General features: G+C 69.7%; 16 protein-coding genes and 3 pseudogenes. 12 read left to right on the top strand and 7 right to left on the bottom strand.

What is annotated here, in order from left to right:
• The first annotated feature begins 153 nt into the window (after window positions 1-153).
• On the top strand, window positions 154-498 hold the full coding sequence (locus OHB41_RS45045; protein WP_266707367.1) for an SH3 domain-containing protein: 345 nt from the start codon (window positions 154-156) through the stop codon (window positions 496-498).
• Window positions 499-512: 14 nt separating this feature from the next.
• Window positions 513-905, top strand: a complete 393-nt coding sequence (locus tag OHB41_RS45040) for a hypothetical protein (protein WP_266707365.1) — start codon at window positions 513-515, stop codon at window positions 903-905.
• 56 nt (window positions 906-961) lie between these two features.
• Here OHB41_RS45040 and OHB41_RS45035 read toward each other — a convergent pair whose 3' ends face one another.
• From OHB41_RS45035 to OHB41_RS45025, 3 genes are all read right to left on the bottom strand, one after another.
• Window positions 962-1,429 (bottom strand): peroxiredoxin, encoded by a 468-nt coding sequence (locus OHB41_RS45035; protein ID WP_266707363.1) that lies wholly within the window; start codon window positions 1,427-1,429, stop codon window positions 962-964.
• Window positions 1,426-1,806 (bottom strand): DoxX-related protein, encoded by a 381-nt coding sequence (locus tag OHB41_RS45030; RefSeq protein ID WP_266707361.1) that lies wholly within the window; start codon window positions 1,804-1,806, stop codon window positions 1,426-1,428. Before OHB41_RS45030 ends, OHB41_RS45035 begins: the two co-directional genes overlap by 4 nt.
• Before the next feature lie 194 nt (window positions 1,807-2,000).
• Window positions 2,001-2,579, bottom strand: coding sequence for a TetR/AcrR family transcriptional regulator (locus tag OHB41_RS45025; RefSeq protein WP_266707359.1), 579 nt, complete (start codon window positions 2,577-2,579; stop codon window positions 2,001-2,003).
• 306 nt (window positions 2,580-2,885) lie between these two features.
• Here OHB41_RS45025 and OHB41_RS45020 point away from each other — a divergent pair, with 306 nt between their 5' ends.
• Window positions 2,886-4,334 carry an MFS transporter gene (locus OHB41_RS45020; RefSeq protein ID WP_266707357.1) on the top strand — a complete coding sequence of 483 codons (1,449 nt, stop codon included), beginning with the start codon at window positions 2,886-2,888 and terminating at the stop codon, window positions 4,332-4,334.
• Between the two features lie 402 nt (window positions 4,335-4,736).
• Window positions 4,737-5,105: a hypothetical protein gene (locus tag OHB41_RS45015; RefSeq protein WP_266707355.1), complete on the top strand. Its 369-nt coding sequence runs from the start codon at window positions 4,737-4,739 to the stop codon at window positions 5,103-5,105.
• A 22-nt stretch (window positions 5,106-5,127) separates the two neighbouring features.
• Here the strand turns inward: OHB41_RS45015 and OHB41_RS45010 are convergent, their stop codons facing one another.
• Window positions 5,128-5,595 carry a hypothetical protein gene (locus tag OHB41_RS45010; RefSeq protein WP_266707353.1) on the bottom strand — a complete coding sequence of 156 codons (468 nt, stop codon included), beginning with the start codon at window positions 5,593-5,595 and terminating at the stop codon, window positions 5,128-5,130.
• 315 nt (window positions 5,596-5,910) lie between these two features.
• Window positions 5,911-6,108, bottom strand: a pseudogene (locus OHB41_RS45005) (EamA family transporter); the annotation flags it as partial.
• 98 nt (window positions 6,109-6,206) lie between these two features.
• Here OHB41_RS45005 and OHB41_RS45000 point away from each other — a divergent pair.
• From OHB41_RS45000 to OHB41_RS44980, 5 genes are all read left to right on the top strand, one after another.
• Window positions 6,207-7,526 carry a hypothetical protein gene (locus OHB41_RS45000; protein ID WP_266707351.1) on the top strand — a complete coding sequence of 440 codons (1,320 nt, stop codon included), beginning with the start codon at window positions 6,207-6,209 and terminating at the stop codon, window positions 7,524-7,526.
• Window positions 7,527-7,648: 122 nt separating this feature from the next.
• Window positions 7,649-7,813 carry a 50S ribosomal protein L33 gene (gene rpmG, locus OHB41_RS44995; protein WP_153286939.1) on the top strand — a complete coding sequence of 55 codons (165 nt, stop codon included), beginning with the start codon at window positions 7,649-7,651 and terminating at the stop codon, window positions 7,811-7,813.
• A 47-nt stretch (window positions 7,814-7,860) separates the two neighbouring features.
• Window positions 7,861-8,121 (top strand): type B 50S ribosomal protein L31, encoded by a 261-nt coding sequence (locus OHB41_RS44990; RefSeq protein WP_266707348.1) that lies wholly within the window; start codon window positions 7,861-7,863, stop codon window positions 8,119-8,121.
• Between the two features lie 38 nt (window positions 8,122-8,159).
• Window positions 8,160-8,282, top strand: coding sequence for a type B 50S ribosomal protein L36 (ykgO, locus tag OHB41_RS44985; RefSeq protein WP_148014371.1), 123 nt, complete (start codon window positions 8,160-8,162; stop codon window positions 8,280-8,282).
• A gap of 506 nt (window positions 8,283-8,788) precedes the next feature.
• Window positions 8,789-10,363, top strand: a complete 1,575-nt coding sequence (locus OHB41_RS44980) for a DUF7405 family protein (RefSeq protein WP_266707345.1) — start codon at window positions 8,789-8,791, stop codon at window positions 10,361-10,363.
• Window positions 10,364-10,644: 281 nt separating this feature from the next.
• Here OHB41_RS44980 and OHB41_RS44975 read toward each other — a convergent pair whose 3' ends face one another.
• Both OHB41_RS44975 and OHB41_RS44970 read right to left on the bottom strand, forming a co-directional pair.
• Window positions 10,645-11,457 (bottom strand): bacteriocin fulvocin C-related protein, encoded by an 813-nt coding sequence (locus OHB41_RS44975; protein WP_266707343.1) that lies wholly within the window; start codon window positions 11,455-11,457, stop codon window positions 10,645-10,647.
• Window positions 11,458-11,805: 348 nt separating this feature from the next.
• Window positions 11,806-11,934 (bottom strand): annotated as a pseudogene (locus OHB41_RS44970) (IS5/IS1182 family transposase); the annotation flags it as partial.
• Between the two features lie 169 nt (window positions 11,935-12,103).
• Here OHB41_RS44970 and OHB41_RS44965 point away from each other — a divergent pair.
• The 3 genes and pseudogenes from OHB41_RS44965 to OHB41_RS44955 all read left to right on the top strand — a co-directional run.
• Entirely contained in the window at window positions 12,104-13,228 is a 1,125-nt protein-coding gene (locus OHB41_RS44965; protein WP_266707341.1) for an SMI1/KNR4 family protein, read from the top strand.
• A 258-nt stretch (window positions 13,229-13,486) separates the two neighbouring features.
• Entirely contained in the window at window positions 13,487-14,017 is a 531-nt protein-coding gene (locus tag OHB41_RS44960) for a GNAT family N-acetyltransferase (protein WP_266707339.1), read from the top strand.
• Window positions 14,017-14,232 (top strand): annotated as a pseudogene (locus tag OHB41_RS44955) (transposase family protein); the annotation flags it as partial. The gene OHB41_RS44960 and the pseudogene OHB41_RS44955, both read left to right, overlap by 1 nt.
• Window positions 14,233-14,274 lie beyond the last annotated feature (42 nt).

Here is a 14,274-nt window from a genome sequence, read left to right as displayed (position 1 = left end):
CCACCGAGGGGTCGACGGCAGTACACCCGGGCTCCATGTCCGGTGTCCGCGCGGTCACTTCGACCAGGGTGGAAAGCCGTTGCCGCCCGATGGCCGCGGCGCCCACTGTGGCGGTGTTCGACAACGAACCACCACCCACAGGGGGAACCTCTCATGCGCCGTATCCCGGCCGCCGTCGCCACCTGCGCCGCGACACTCGCCTTCCTCGCCCCGGCGGGCCTGGCCGCCGCCGCGCAGGCCGCGCCCGCCGAGCAGTCGTACACCGTCGTACCGTACGAGAACGTCAACGTCCGCCAGCTGCCGACCAAGGACAGCGCCTATCTGGCCACCCTGACGGCGGGCCGGTCCTACCAGGCGTACTGCTGGACGCACGGCCAGACCGTCACGGACCACGGGTACACGAACGACATCTGGATCGGGTTCGCCGACGGCTACAGCAGCGCGGTCTACTTCAAGGGCGACCAGTACGCCAACCTGCCCGCCTCCGCCGAGTGCTGAGCCGGGAGACCCGCATGCCGACCAGTCGACTCACGACCCGCGCCGCCGTCGCCGGTGCCGCTCTCGTCCTCGGACTGCTGACCGCCCCGGCCGCCTCGGCCGCCCCGGCGGTGCGGGCCGGGGCCAACAGGACCACTGCCTCCGACACGTACACGGTCACAGCCCGGACGACCACGTACGTCTACGCCGGTCCCAGTCTCTCGTACCCGCGCCGGGGCTCGCTGCGAGTCGGCCAGTCGTACCGCGCCGACTGCTGGCTCATCAGCGACGTCGTGGCCGGCAACGGGCAGTCGAGCGGCGTCTGGATCCACCTCCTGGGCGACCAGGACGTCGGTCCCGGGTTCGTCAACGTCGTGTTCCTCCAGGGAGACGACCACGCGGGCCTGCCTGCCTCGGCCCGGTGCTGACCCCATCCGGACGGGCCGGCGCGAACGGCCCCTGAAGCGGGGCGCCCGCGCGCGGCTCAGCCCTTGTCGGCGCGCAGCGCGGCGAGGGCCCGGTCGGCGTGGGCGCTCATGCGCAGCTCGCTGCGGACGACCTCCAGGACGGTGCGGTCCCGGCCGATGACGAAGGTGACTCGCTTGGTGGGGGCCAGCGAGAAGCCGCGCTTGACGCCGAACTGTTCGCGGACCGTCCCGTCCACATCGGACAGCAGCGGGAAGCCCAGACCGTTGCGCCCGGCGAACTCCTGCTGCCGGTCGACGGTGTCACCGCTGATGCCCACCGGCCGCGCGCCGGCGGCGGCGAACTCGGCGGCCAGGTCGCGGAAGTGGCATGCCTCGGCGGTGCAGCCCGCCGTGAGGGCGGCGGGATAGAAGAACACCACCACCGGTCCCTCGCCGAGGAGTTCGGACAAGCGCCGGCCCGTGCCCGTCTCGTCCGGGAGGACGAAGTCCTCCACCTTGTCGCCCACTTCGACCGCACGGGTCATGACCGGCCCTCCCCACTCCTGGCGACGCCGCGTGCCCACAGCACCAGCGGTACCTGCAACGGAAGCCGGGCGAGGGCCGCGGCCTTGAGCGGCGCGGGACGGTGACGCCAGTCCACGGCCATCTGCACATTGGCGGGGAACACCCCGACGAAGAACGCGGCCGTGGCGAGCGCGGCGGTACGTCGTGTACGGGGCAGCGCCACCCCGGCGGCCAGGGCCAGTTCGGCGGCCCCGCTCACATACGTCCAGGTGCGGGGTGATCCCGGCAGAGCGCGGGGAATGGTCGCGTCGAACTGCTTGGGCGTCACGAAGTGACCGACCCCCGCGGTCGCCAGCAGACCGGCGAGCAACAGGGCTGAGCGTTCCGACCGTGGCACGGTTCCTCCTCCTGGGGCTTCCGCGAGATATTACTGGAGGGTAGGAGGGAGCGTGGCGGGCGGTGCCTTGTCCGTCGCGGTGAAGGAGACGGCGGCGGTCCTCGGCGGAGGCCGCGTCGCCGCTGGGGCCGTAGAGGTTCAGCAGCCGGGTGCGGGCCGGGCGCGGGGCCGGGTGAACGGACCTGTCGTCCGCGTCAGTGCGGGGCGCGGACGCCGTCGAGGGCGACGGTGAGGACGCGGTCGCGCTGGGCGTCGTCGAGGAAGTTCGTCGAGGTGATCCCGGCGACCATGCGCAGGAGGTCGTCGAAGTCCATGTCCGTGCGGGCCTCGCCAGCCTTCTGGGCTCGCTCGAACAGCGGTCCGCCCGCCTGGTACATCGAGTCCCGGCAGGCCAGGAAGATCTCCGACTCGTTGTTGAGAGCCTCACGGATGGCCCGTTTGGTCACGGTGTAGTCCACGAACCGGCGCAGCCACGAGGTCAGCGCCGCCCAGGGTTCCTGGGCGGCGACGTCCTGCGCCACCCGGCACAGGGCGTCCACCTCGTCCGCGTAGACGCTCTCGAAGAGGTGGCGGCGGGTGGGGAAGTTCCGGTAGAGCGTGCCGATCCCGACGCCCGCACGACGGGCGATGTCCTCCAGGGACGCCTCCGCGCCGTTCTCCGTGAACGCCTCACGCGCGGCGGCCAGCAGGGCGTCGTAGTTGCGTGCGGCGTCCTTCCGGTGCGGACGCTGGGACGCCACGATCCCGCTGATGGAGAGCGGCTGGGCCGTCACGAGTGCCTCCCGGCAGCGAAGAGGTTGAACCGGAGGTGAGCCTCCGGTACAGTGGAGGTATACCTCCACTTTAGCAGTCGGGGCTACGTTCCCGTCGTTGCGTGCGGCCGCACGCAACGACGACGTGCCCGTGCCCCCTCCTGCTGACGGGCAGCGGGCCCTGTGCCGCCCGCGCCGCCCGTCCTCCCCTGGCCCCGGCGACCGCTCCTTGCGGTCGCCCCACGCTCACGGCCGCCCGTCGGCCCGCCCTGTCGTACGACCACGGCCGGATGACCCCGGCCGCATCCTGTTCCGAGAGGCTTTTCCATGCCCAGGAAGTCCACCCGCCTCACCTTCGCGGTCCTCGCGACCGGCGCGGGGGTGTTCTCCATGCTCCAGTCGCTGATCGCGCCGGCCCTGCCGACCGTCCAGCACGCCATGCACACCTCGCAGTCCACCGTGACCTGGGTGATGACGGCGTACCTGCTGTCCGCGTCGGTCTTCACCCCGATCCTCGGCCGGGTCGGGGACCTCGTCGGCAAGAAGCGCACCCTCGTCGCCGTCCTCGTGACCGTGACACTCGGCTGTCTGCTCGCCGCACTCGCGCCCACCATCGGCGTACTGATCGTCGCCCGGGTCGTCCAGGGCATAGGCGGGGCGCTGTTCCCGCTGTCCTTCGGCATCATCCGGGACGAGTTCGCCGCGGTCGAGGTCGGCCCGAGCATCAGCAACCTGTCCGCCGTGATCGCGGCGGGCGGCGGCGTCGGCCTGGTGGCGGCCGGCCCCATCGTGTCGGCCCTCGACTACAAATGGCTGTTCTGGCTGCCGGTCGGCGTGGTCGCGGTGACCACGATGATCGCGCTGCGCTGTGTTCCCGAGTCCCCGAAGCGTGCCGAGGGGCGCGTCAGCTGGCTCGGCGCCGTACTGCTCTCGGGCTGGCTGGTGGCCCTGCTGCTGCCGCTGAGCCAGGCGACCCACTGGGGCTGGGGATCGGACCGGGTGATCGGCCTGTTCGTCGCCGCCGCGGTGCTCTTCGCCCTGTGGCTGTACGCCGAGGCCCGCTCCAGCAGCCCGCTCATCGACCTGAACGTCATGCGGCTGCCCGCGGTGTGGACCACCAACGCCGCCGCCCTCCTGTTCGGCGCCGGCATGTACGCGATCTGGTCCTTCCTCCCCGGCTTCGTGCAGACCCCCCGCTCCGCGGGCTACGGCTTCGGGGCCAGCGTCACCGGGGCCGGACTGCTCATGCTGCCGATGCTGATCGCGATGTTCTGCTCGGGCGTGCTGAGCGGCCGGCTGGAGCCGGTGCTGGGCGCCAAGCGACTGCTCACGACCGGTGCCGCACTCGGCGCCGTGGCCTGCGGCTTCCTCGCCGCGTGGCACGATCAGCAGTGGCAGGTGGCCTTCGCCGCGGGTGTCTTCGGCCTCGGCATCGGACTGGCCTTCGCCTCGATGGCCAACCTGATCGTCGGCAGCGTCCCGGCCGAGCAGACCGGCGCCGCGACCGGTATGAACGCCAACATCCGTACCATCGGCGGATCGATCGGCGCGGCCGTGACCAGCGTCCTGGTGACCGGCCGTCTCCAGCCCTCGGGCCTGCCCTACGGTTCCGGCTACACCCACGGGTTCAGCCTGCTCGCGCTGCTCTGCCTCGGCGCCGCGCTGGCCGCCCTCCTCGTGCCGGCCCGGCGGACGGGCCGTATGCCCGGCGCCCGCGCCGTCGCCGACCTGCCGAGCACGGAGGCGGAGGCCGTGGTGTCCGGCGCCCGGAACTGAGGCGGACGGACGACGGGACCGGGGCTGTAGGGCCGCCGGGTCGTACGGCGGGGTCGTGTCGGTGGGACCGGGCTGTACGGCCGGGTCTTACCGATACGACGCGGTCTGTACGGCGGAGCCGTACCGGTGGGACCGGGGGCACTACGGCCGAGTCCCACCGATGGGGCGGCGCACGCACCACCCCGCCGGTCACGTAGCGTCCCGCCGGTACGGACGCCGTTCCGGCGGGGCGGCGGGGGTGGACGGTGTCTCGGCCGTCGGGACCGCGCCCCGGCGATGCGGGAAGACGGTTGTCCTACTGTGCTACCGGGGCATGACTCCGAACGGGCGGCGCCCTCACCCGACCCGGTGAGCGGCCGCACGGGCGCGTACCACCGGCGCACGCGCAGCCGTTGCTCCGTCATGGACAGCACACATACGGCCCGCCGACGCCGTCCGGAGGAGGACTTCGCGGGCCGGCCCCAGGCCGAGCCGGCGGCCGGCCACCAGGCGCACCCGCCGATCTACGCCCAACTGGTCGCGGAATGGCGGGCGAAGGGCCGAACGGTCCCGGAGCGCCGCGAGGTCTTCGAGGTGCTGTGGGCCTCCTTCTCCGCCCCCAAGCCGTTGGAGAGCGAACTGCGGCCGGCCGGCTCCCGGGCGGACCGTCGGCCGGTGGGACCGCCGCCCCAGCCGCCGAGCACCCCGACGGAGCAGGCCCCGGTGAAGGAGCTGGAAGAGGGCGAACAGGTGCCCGCCGTCCCCGTACCGCGCGGCCTCCCGGGCGGCTGACCCCCGCTGTTCCGCCGGTGTCTCAGCACTCCTGCGAGGGTGCCAGAACGGCGAGGGTTCCGTTGGCCTGCTGCAGGGCCAGTTCCAGGGACGCGGCGGAATGAAGCTCACCGGTTCCGTCCGGCGGGATGAGCCACTCCAGGAACCGTGCGGAGCGATAGGGCGGGGGGACGGCGACCCACGATCCCTTGCCGGCGTAACGGATACCGGATCCGACCCAGCGGCTTTCGGGGTCCGGCGCCAGGAAGAAGCCCACGCGGCGGACCGCGGTGTCCACCAGGGTCGGGCCCGGCGCGTGCAGGGGGTCCTGCCACAGGATGTCCAGGGCGAGCAGGCCGAGTTGCTCGGGAACGCTGAGGACGTCCCAGAAACGGCCGGCCTCCATCAGCGCGGTCCCGGGCTCCTGATCCCACTGCCGCTTGCAGGCACGCGGGTCCGAGGCCGCCGCCGCGAGCCACTCGACAGCTTGTCTCCACGCTGCATCCGGCATGACCAACTCCCGTGTCCTCACAGGCTGTTCGAGCAGGTGCGGAGGGACGTTCGGATGCGGGCCCGCACCCGGGCGTCGACCCGGCGTGTTCATGCTGGTAGATATTTCTATTCTTTGGAAGGGGTGGCGCGGTCTGGCGTTTACCGTCGGTCCGCTCGGATGTCATCCGGAGGGTTCGCGGAGGACGGCCGCGAGCCCCAGGCGGGCGACTGTCACGGCCTCACGGGAGGGCGGTGACGGTGCGGTGTACCGCCGCGAACCGACGCACGCCGCACGCCCGCCCGAGGGGGCTGCCGTGGAGACGGCCGCCCCCGGTCAGCCCCGCGACACGAGGACGCTGAGCGCGTTGGCGGCGACGACGGCCCCGATGCCGGCCCACTCCGGACACCCCAGCCCCTGGCCGAGTACGAGCCACCCGACCAGTCCGGCGAGAACGGGGTTGACACTCATGAAGGGACCGAAGGCCGGGGCCGCCACACGGCGCAGGGTGAACAGGTCCGCGAGGCAGGGCCCCGATGACCGCCGCACCGGGCGTCCCGGAACCCTGCGGCCCAAGGGTGTCGGAACAAAGGTGTTGAGAGCAGCCGGCCTGCCCGGAGATGATCTCCCGCATGTTTTCTCGCAAGAACCGCCGTCCGAAGTCCGCCGACCTGTTGAAGGCCTGGGAGTGCCTGGACGCCGGAGACATACCCGGCGCCCTGCGGCTGGTGAAGCCGGGCGCGGAGACCCTGCCCCTCGCGGAGACGGCCCTCGTGGTCGGCCGGGCCGCGGGAATGGCCGGCTTCGACGACCTCCGGAAGGCCGCCGCGGCGCTTGCCGCCGATCCCGGGAAGGGACAGGCGCTCTACGACTTCGGGTACGCCTGCGTCGAACGCGGGCTCTCCGCCCTCGCGATACCCGCCCTGCGTGCGGCGCTGCTCGGGAACCCGGGCGCGCTGATGGTGATGCGTGAGCTCGTGTCCGCTTACGAACGCGAGGGCCGGCACGGCGAGGCCGTGGAGGTGCTGACACGACACGAGAACGCCTTCGCGCACTGGCCGGACCGCTACCTTCTCGTCTACAACGCGATCATGGCGGGTGACCTCCCGCTGGCGAGGCGTCAGCACGCGCTGCTCCCGGACCCGACGGACCCGCAGTGGGTGCCCACGCGTGACCGGCAGGGCCGGATGCTGGAGCGGGCCGCGAGCGCGGAGCCCGTGAGCCCGCTCGACCTGACCGATCTGCGCGGATGGCAGTTCGTGATGGGCGGCACGGTCCTCGGCACGCTCTCGCCGTTCGGCTTCGGCGCCGGGATGACCGGCCGGTACGCGTGGCTGCAGGACTCCTACGGCCAGTGCCTGGAGGGCCTGCGGCGGCTGCGGGCGCTGCTGGACGCCGCCGAGCTGCGCCCCCGGTCGGTGTCGCTCCTGCCCGACCGCGACAGCCGGATCCTCGGCCTGGCCGCCGCCGAGGTGCTGGGCCTTTCCACGGAGCCCTTCGCCCCCGGCCGGGAGGACACCGTGGTGGTCGCGTACGACCTGAACGGGCTGGCCGAGGCCGACGGGGGCCCCGAGATCCTGGGGCAGCTCTTCGACCGCGCGCCGGGACAGGTGCTGCACGAACACGCGAGCAACTGGACCGACGTCCCGGTGATCACCGCCGACAGTGTCACGCTGCTGCACCAGTCGGTCGTGGCTCCCTGGAGCGGGCAGCTGCGCCAAGGGGACGACGGAGACGTGGAGCGCGGGCCGGCCGACGACCGGCCGGTGGAACTGATCGCCGCGGAGATCGTGGGAGCCGATCCGTCGCCGGCGGAGGGCGACGGCGAAACACCCGCGGACCCGCTCGGAGCCTTCACCGACTTCGTCGCGGCGGTCCACGGCTCCTGGCTCCGGGGCGACCGGGCCCGGCTGACCTCGACGGGCCCGGTTCCCAGCGCCCGTTTCGCCTGACCGGGACCGGCTCCAGGTGCGCCCGTCACGGCGGGAATGCGATGAGGGGGGTCGCTGTTACACCACTCGTAGCTGGCATGCGCGAGTCAAGATCCTCGCGGTGCGGGCGGAAGGAGGACTTCATGGCACGCAGCAGTGCGCGTCCCGTCGTCACGCTGAGGTCGACGGCCGGGACCGGCGTCACCTACGTGACGCGCAAGAACCGTCTCAGCGACCCCGACCGCCTCGTCCTGCGGAAGTACGACCGGGTGGCGGGTGAGCACGTTCCGTTCCGGGAGGAACGCTGAATCGACCCCGGCGTGGCCGGGTGGGCAGTGGCAAGGAGGGAACACGCATGAGGCCCCGTATTCATCCCGAATCCAGGCCGGTCGTCTTCCGTGACCGGGCCGCGGACGTCGCGTTTCTGACGCGTTCGACGGCGCGCTCGTCGAGGACGATCGAGTGGGAGGACGGCAACACCTACCCGCTGATCGATGTCGAGATCTCGTCGGCCAGCCATCCGTTCCACACCGGGAACTCGCGGGTCGTGGACACCGCCGGTCGGGTGGAGCGCTTCGAGCGCCGCTACGGCCGCGCGACCTCGCCGCGGCACTGACCGCGGCCCCCCTTGCCCAGCAGAAGGAGAGCAGAGCCGTGAAGGTACGTAATTCCCTGCGCTCGATGAAGTCGAAGCCCGGCGCCCAGGTGGTCCGCCGGCGTGGTGTGACCTTCGTCGTCAACAAGAAGAACCCGCGTTTCAAGGCCCGCCAGGGCTGACGAAGCACCCGGGGGTGGAGAGAGACGGCCGGCCCGGTCCGCGCAGGTGCGAGGACCGGGCCGGCCGCTTGTCGGGGAGCCTCCACGGCTGTGAGGCGCGGAACGCGCCCGGCCGAGGACCCTGTCGCCGGGACGCGCGTCCGGAAAGTTACGCCAGTCGACAGGTCCTGAGCCCCGCCGGGCCGCGTGTTGGCTTCGATGCCCCGGGCCGCGTGTGGTTATGTCGTGACAGCGAAGGTGATGGCGATGGCAATTTGCCCGCCGTCATCGGCTGGCCGACGGCGCGTGCGCAAGGTCGTATCGGCGCTGTGAGCTCCCGTATCTCGAGCAGACCCTTATGGGGGAGACGTGGTAGCAGGCCAATCGGGCGCCGGTCCTCAGCGACAGCGCACTCACCTGGTCCTCACCTTTTCGGGAAGGCCGATCACGGCCATTCGAGAAGGTCGCACCTCGGACCTCGATGCCGGGGTGATGGCCGATGGTGGCGTATATCCAATCCACAGAGGGTGAATACGTTCATGAAAGATGGCGACGAGAATTCGCGGGCGGGACGATCGCGCGGGAACCTGAGCAGGCGACGCCTTATTCAAGGGACGGCGGGCACCTTCGGCGCCGCTCTGGCGTCCGCCGGCATCTATGAGTTGATCGACACCATTGCAAAACCACCGTACCGACCCGCCGTCGACAGCGCGCCCGTCCAGGAACAATATATCCTGCAGAACGAGCAAGTGGTCATGGTCGATGGCTCGGGCGTGAAGAGCAAGAATGGCAAGATTGCGGTACGGGTACCGGCCCTGCACGATCATGTCGTTACCGCAAAGCTGAATGTGTCGGAGAATTCCAAGGCGTTGCAGGAGGCACAGCACCACCTCGAGTCCGTCCTCTTGGATCTGGAGCGCGAGTTTCCGCCCACTCCCACAGGGGTGGCCACCACGGTGGCCTGGGGGCTTCCCTATTTCCATCACTACATTCCGACCCTGGGCAAGACGTCGGGATACTTCAGGGCGGGAACGTCCTATCCGGCGTATCTGCCGGTCGATTTGACGACCTCCAAGACGGAGGGTCGTACCGTGTATGCGCTGCAGGAGGCCAGGACGTTCCCGAGCGACCAGTCCCCGCCCGGCTTCGGGCCGGTCCGCCTGGAACAGAATGACGTAGCCGTGCTGATCCGCAGTGACTCGCTCGCCAATATCAAGGAAGCCAGCAACGCTCTCTTCGGGTCCGGAAGCAGCCGGGCGGGCAGCTTGTTCAAGGTGACGAGTATCCGCCAGGGCTTCTCCGGGGGCGGTTTCTACGGGCAACAGGGTCTGCCGAGCAAGCTGGCGCTGGCAGCTGATATCCCCGGTGCGAAGTCGATTCCTCGGGAGGCGCAGGGCTTCCTGGGCTTCGCCACCACCCTGGATTCAAATATGGGTCCTGGCGTCATCGCCAATCTGGAGACCCTGCCCGGCCTCACCGATCAGTGGCCCAACGGTTACTTCAAACAGGGGACCACCATGCATCTCTCGCATCTGTTCCAAGATCTGGTGACCTGGTACGAAAAGAACTTCCCTCAGTACGCGGATCGCGTCCAGGCGATGCTCCATCCCGGCCTCTCACCCGCGCCCTCGCCGGGCACGCTTGCCCTCCAACCGCCAGGTCAAAGTCAGGCCGAAGTGGCGCAAGGGGTCCAGCGGTACCGCGGGTACGGCCACACCGGGAGCATGTCGGAGGTGGACAGCACCACATCGCCGAAGACCAGCCATTACGGGAAGGCTTACCCCACGGGGACGACCATCCCCGTACGCGGCGATTTCGACACGCTGGACAATCCGTTCCACTACACGTCCGATCCGACGGCGGACCACTACAGCAAGAAGCCGGCGGCCGGGTTGCACTTCATTCAGTTCCAGCCGACGACGGCGATCTTCAATCTCGTTCGGCTCTCGATGGACGGCCACTATCCCAAGAGGACACTCCCCGTCGCACCGCGCAGCCCCCACGCCGGCATCAACTCGGTCCTGCACACGACTCACCGGCAGAACTATCTGGTGCCACCACGTCGCCATCGCTCCTTCCCACTCGCCGAGTTCCTGGCCTGACACGAGCCACGTGCCACCGCTCTCGACGCGGACACGCGGGCATGACCCGATAGCCGGCTCACCTGGAGAGTGTTTTCTTTCCGTGCAGCCAGCAGGACCCTGGACACAGACACAGGCAAGTCCCGTCGACACAGGCAAGTCCCGTCGTCGGAATGGCGCGAGGCCAATCTCGCTCCTCTCCCGCCTCCTCGTATCAACCGCCGCCAGGACCGCCTTCGCCACCAACCTCAAGCACCCCAGCCGCTCACAGGAAGACGCGCACTCCGAGCAGGAGGGTGGCTTCAGGGGGCGCAGACCCCGCTGCACGGTCCCAGCCACAGTGGACCGCAGCCGTAATCGGTCCAGTTGCACCACCACGGTGAGGCGTAGCACACCATGTCGCAGCTTCCGGTCCCCGCGCACTGGGAATTGCAGTCCATGACCTGGGCGCTCTGATCGCTCCGGGGCGCCGCCCCTTGCGTGTCGGCAGGGCCCAGCGTCATGAGGATCGCCCGCGCCCCGCTCTCGCCGAACGCCGCCACAGCCGCCGTCTCCAGCCCTTCGACGACTGCTCCCTGCTTGCGCCCCGCGATGATCTGCGGTGCCAGCCGCGTCGCGTCGTCCAGGACGGCGGACTGCTCGGCCGACAGACCGGAGTGTGTCTTCCGGTAGTTCGCGAAGTGCGCCACCCACAGATCACTCCGAGCCGACGCGGACAGTGCGCCGTATATGGCGCGCCGGTAGTCCGCGGGGTAGGAGGCGAACTCGGAGTAGCCGGAGGGCAACCGGCCGAGGTTGGCCTTCACCCATCGCGACGCCTTGCTGCCCCTGGCGCGGGTCACGGCCTGCGCGGGCGAAGCCGCCAGGCCACCGGTGACCAGGAACGTTCCCAGGGCCAGCCCCGGCACGGCCTTGAGGATTCCTCGACGGCTCGGGGGCCGCAGCGCATCGAGTTCGCGGAGCGCACGCACCACCCGCAGCGAGTCCGCCGGGCCCAACAGCCGCGCCAGGCGGAGGGACAGCGCGGTTCCGGTCCAGGCCCGCACCTGCTCCCCGTCGACCGCCAGGAGAGTCGGGGCCCATGCGGCCCCGTCCCCCAGGGCACGCGTGCGCACGTCGCGAATACGGGGTTCCGTGAGGCCCGCGGTGGTCAACGTGCCGTCGACGGACACACGAACCCGATCCACCACCTCTTCGCAGAATCGGCAGTCGGCGTCGAATGCCAATATCCACTCGGTCATAAGATTCTCCCCACGTTTTGTGACAACCCGTCCCATGGTTGCGAGTGTTCATGCCGATCCGTAGTGCGCCGTTCCGCGCTCTTGCGCGCTTCGGGTCTACCTGAAGAGAAATCATTTGCCGAGGCGTCCGGAAGCGTCCATCATTTCGACGAAGATCGAAACGTTTTGCATTCGCGGCCGTGCTCACGGCGGGAGCACACCCGTTGCCAGAGCACCTTTGGGCAGGGCCTGGCGGCCAGCGCTCAGACGCCGCCGGCGGGAGCTGATCGCGCGACGGCGCTGCCGCATACGGGTGGAAAGCAACGGCGGGGCAGAACTGGACACGTCGACACCCGACGGGTAGACAAGCATGCGAAGCCTCTGGTGGAGACGGTTCTCTTGGTCGAAAACCCATCTACCAGGGGCTTGACTACATTGTCAGCCCAACCACCCTGTCCTTGAGGAAGGTTGGAGGGTGGTCACGTGCTTCCCCGCCCTCCCGGTCAACATCCGTTCGCTCCCGGTAAAGGTCTACCGACCCGTGAATGCTTCAGACCCGCACGTCAACGCCTTCGCCGAGATCTTCGGCGATCCGGCGGCTGACTTCGCCGTCCCTGTCGACTGGGCGGCAGTCGAGTCCTGGTTGGGGACGAGCCTTCCCGCCGACTACAAGGCCATCGCCGCCGCGTACGGCCCACTCGACATTGGCGCCCGGCTCTGGCTTCACGTGCCCTGCGTCAACCGCGGTTGGTTCGACTATGGAGCCTGGGTCCAGCAGACTCGGCGTAACGCCCCCGGTGTCCTTCCCTTCGGCGCCACCCGTACCGCCGACACCCTCTATTGGGACACCACAGCATCCGACGATCCCGACGAGTGGCCGGTCGTCATGCACTGTCAGGACGACGAGAACGCGGGCCGCGACCCCTGGCGGCGCTTCGGGACCTCGCTCGTGCCGACGCTGGCCCAGCTCGTGGCCGACGGCATGCACCCGGTGGCCGCCCGAAGCGGTATGCAAACCGACCTGGACGACACCCCGTGGACACCGCCGCCCAGGCGACCGGAACCAACCGCTCAGCAGCGGGCGGCGCTCACGACAGGCAGCGGGCTGGAAACTCTGATCACGCTCGTCCCGCCGCCAGGGATTCCCGTGCTCGGTAAGCACGACTGGGACTGGCTATACAAACGGCTGGGCACTCGTCTGCCCGGCGAGTACGTACGACTGATGGAGCGGTACGGGGCCGGCTCCTGGTGCGGCTGGCTGCGCTTCAACATCCCCTTCGACGAGGACCAGTACGCGCTCGCACCGTGGGCCGAGTGGTACGCGGAGACCTACCAGGGGCAGCGAGCCGAGTTCCCTGAGTATCACCCGCTGGCCGTCTATCCCGAGCCCAGGGGGTTCCTGCCCTTCGCCGACTCCATCGACGGCGACCAACTGTGCTGGCTGACCGAAGGCGCCACGCCGGACGACTGGCCATTGATTGTTCTACCGCGCCATGCCGACCAAGGCCCACCGCTCCATACTGACCTCACCAAAACCCTGCTGGAGTGGCTGCACGGCCGGTTCGCGACCGAGGGCCTACCCTCGCTCGGACGTCGCGACGAGGACCCTCTCGACTACATCGAATTCGAGCCCCACGCCCCAGAACCAGCCGCTGATGACCAATAACTCACCCACTCATCGGTCCAGTTCGAGGTAGGAAGCCAACTCCATCAGCACAACCCACCCTGTCGCTGCCGCTCCACGGCAGGCTTCTTCGATCTCGGTGCGCGGCCCCGTCGTGGAAGCGGAGACGATCTGCGTCGCCGACAAGGGGTACCAGGTACCGGTAGGCGGTGAACGCCCCCTTGGGAAGCTCCGGGCCCTGGGCGAGCAGGTCACGATATTCGCTGGTCGCCGGTTGTTGATGGTGGTCATACTGCCGCGATGGATCCAGTGACTCTCGAGACCGACCGTCTGCTGCTGCGGGCCTTCACACCCGCCGACGTGGATGCGGTGTACGAAGCCTGCCAGGACGAAGACATCCAGTTCTACACCCCGGTGCCGGTGCCGTACCGGCGTGCGGACGCGGAGAAGCTCGTCGGCGAGAAGCTGCCCGCCCAGTGGGCCGAGGACAAGGACTACACCCTCGGCGCGTTCCGCAAGGACACCGGTGCCCTGGTCGGCTCGTACTGCCTGACCCTCGTCAGCCGCGGCGTCTGGGAGCTCGGCTACTGGGCGGTCAAGGAGCAGCGTGGACGCGGGTACTCGGTTGAGGCCGCTCGGGCCCTGTGCGACTGGGGCTGGGCCACGCTCGACGTGCACCGCATCGAGTGGTGGGCCATGTTCGGGAACTCCGGCTCGCGTGCAGTCGCCGAGAAACTCGGCTTCACCGTCGAAGGGACACTGCGCAATCGCAGCATCGCCAACGATGGCAAGCCGCACGACTGGTGGGTGGGCGGACTGCTGAGGCCCTGATGTTGGGGCCGGTGCTTCGCCGGCTGCGTTTGCTGTTGGCGGGTCTGTGGCTCGCCCGGCGCGAGTCGGAGCTTCGTGAGCGGCGCGGTGCCGAGCGGCAGCGGGAGGCCGGTGCCGGCCCGAAGGACGAACTGGTCTTCACCGACCGGCTGCTCGTCGCCCTGGTCCACCTACGCACCGGGCTTCCGCACGCCGCGCTCGCCGAGCTGTACGGCATCGCCCGCTCCACGATCTCCCGCGCCAGCGGGGAGATCCGC

Source organism: Streptomyces sp. NBC_01571 (assembly GCF_026339875.1).
In the GTDB taxonomy this organism is placed as follows: Bacteria; Actinomycetota; Actinomycetes; order Streptomycetales; family Streptomycetaceae; genus Streptomyces.
Note: the sequence above shows the minus strand (reverse complement) of the source record. Positions and strands in the feature narration are given on the sequence as shown.

Coding starts and splice junctions, on each gene's coding strand:
- OHB41_RS45045 (WP_266707367.1), top strand. CDS start 154: ATGCGCCGTATCCCGGCCGCCGTCGCCACCTGCGCCGCGACACTCGCC.
- OHB41_RS45040 (WP_266707365.1), top strand. CDS start 513: ATGCCGACCAGTCGACTCACGACCCGCGCCGCCGTCGCCGGTGCCGCT.
- OHB41_RS45035 (WP_266707363.1), bottom strand. CDS start 1,429: ATGACCCGTGCGGTCGAAGTGGGCGACAAGGTGGAGGACTTCGTCCTC.
- OHB41_RS45020 (WP_266707357.1), top strand. CDS start 2,886: ATGCCCAGGAAGTCCACCCGCCTCACCTTCGCGGTCCTCGCGACCGGC.
- OHB41_RS45015 (WP_266707355.1), top strand. CDS start 4,737: ATGGACAGCACACATACGGCCCGCCGACGCCGTCCGGAGGAGGACTTC.
- OHB41_RS45010 (WP_266707353.1), bottom strand. CDS start 5,595: ATGCCGGATGCAGCGTGGAGACAAGCTGTCGAGTGGCTCGCGGCGGCG.
- OHB41_RS45000 (WP_266707351.1), top strand. CDS start 6,207: ATGTTTTCTCGCAAGAACCGCCGTCCGAAGTCCGCCGACCTGTTGAAG.
- rpmG (WP_153286939.1), top strand. CDS start 7,649: ATGGCACGCAGCAGTGCGCGTCCCGTCGTCACGCTGAGGTCGACGGCC.
- OHB41_RS44990 (WP_266707348.1), top strand. CDS start 7,861: ATGAGGCCCCGTATTCATCCCGAATCCAGGCCGGTCGTCTTCCGTGAC.
- OHB41_RS44960 (WP_266707339.1), top strand. CDS start 13,487: ATGGATCCAGTGACTCTCGAGACCGACCGTCTGCTGCTGCGGGCCTTC.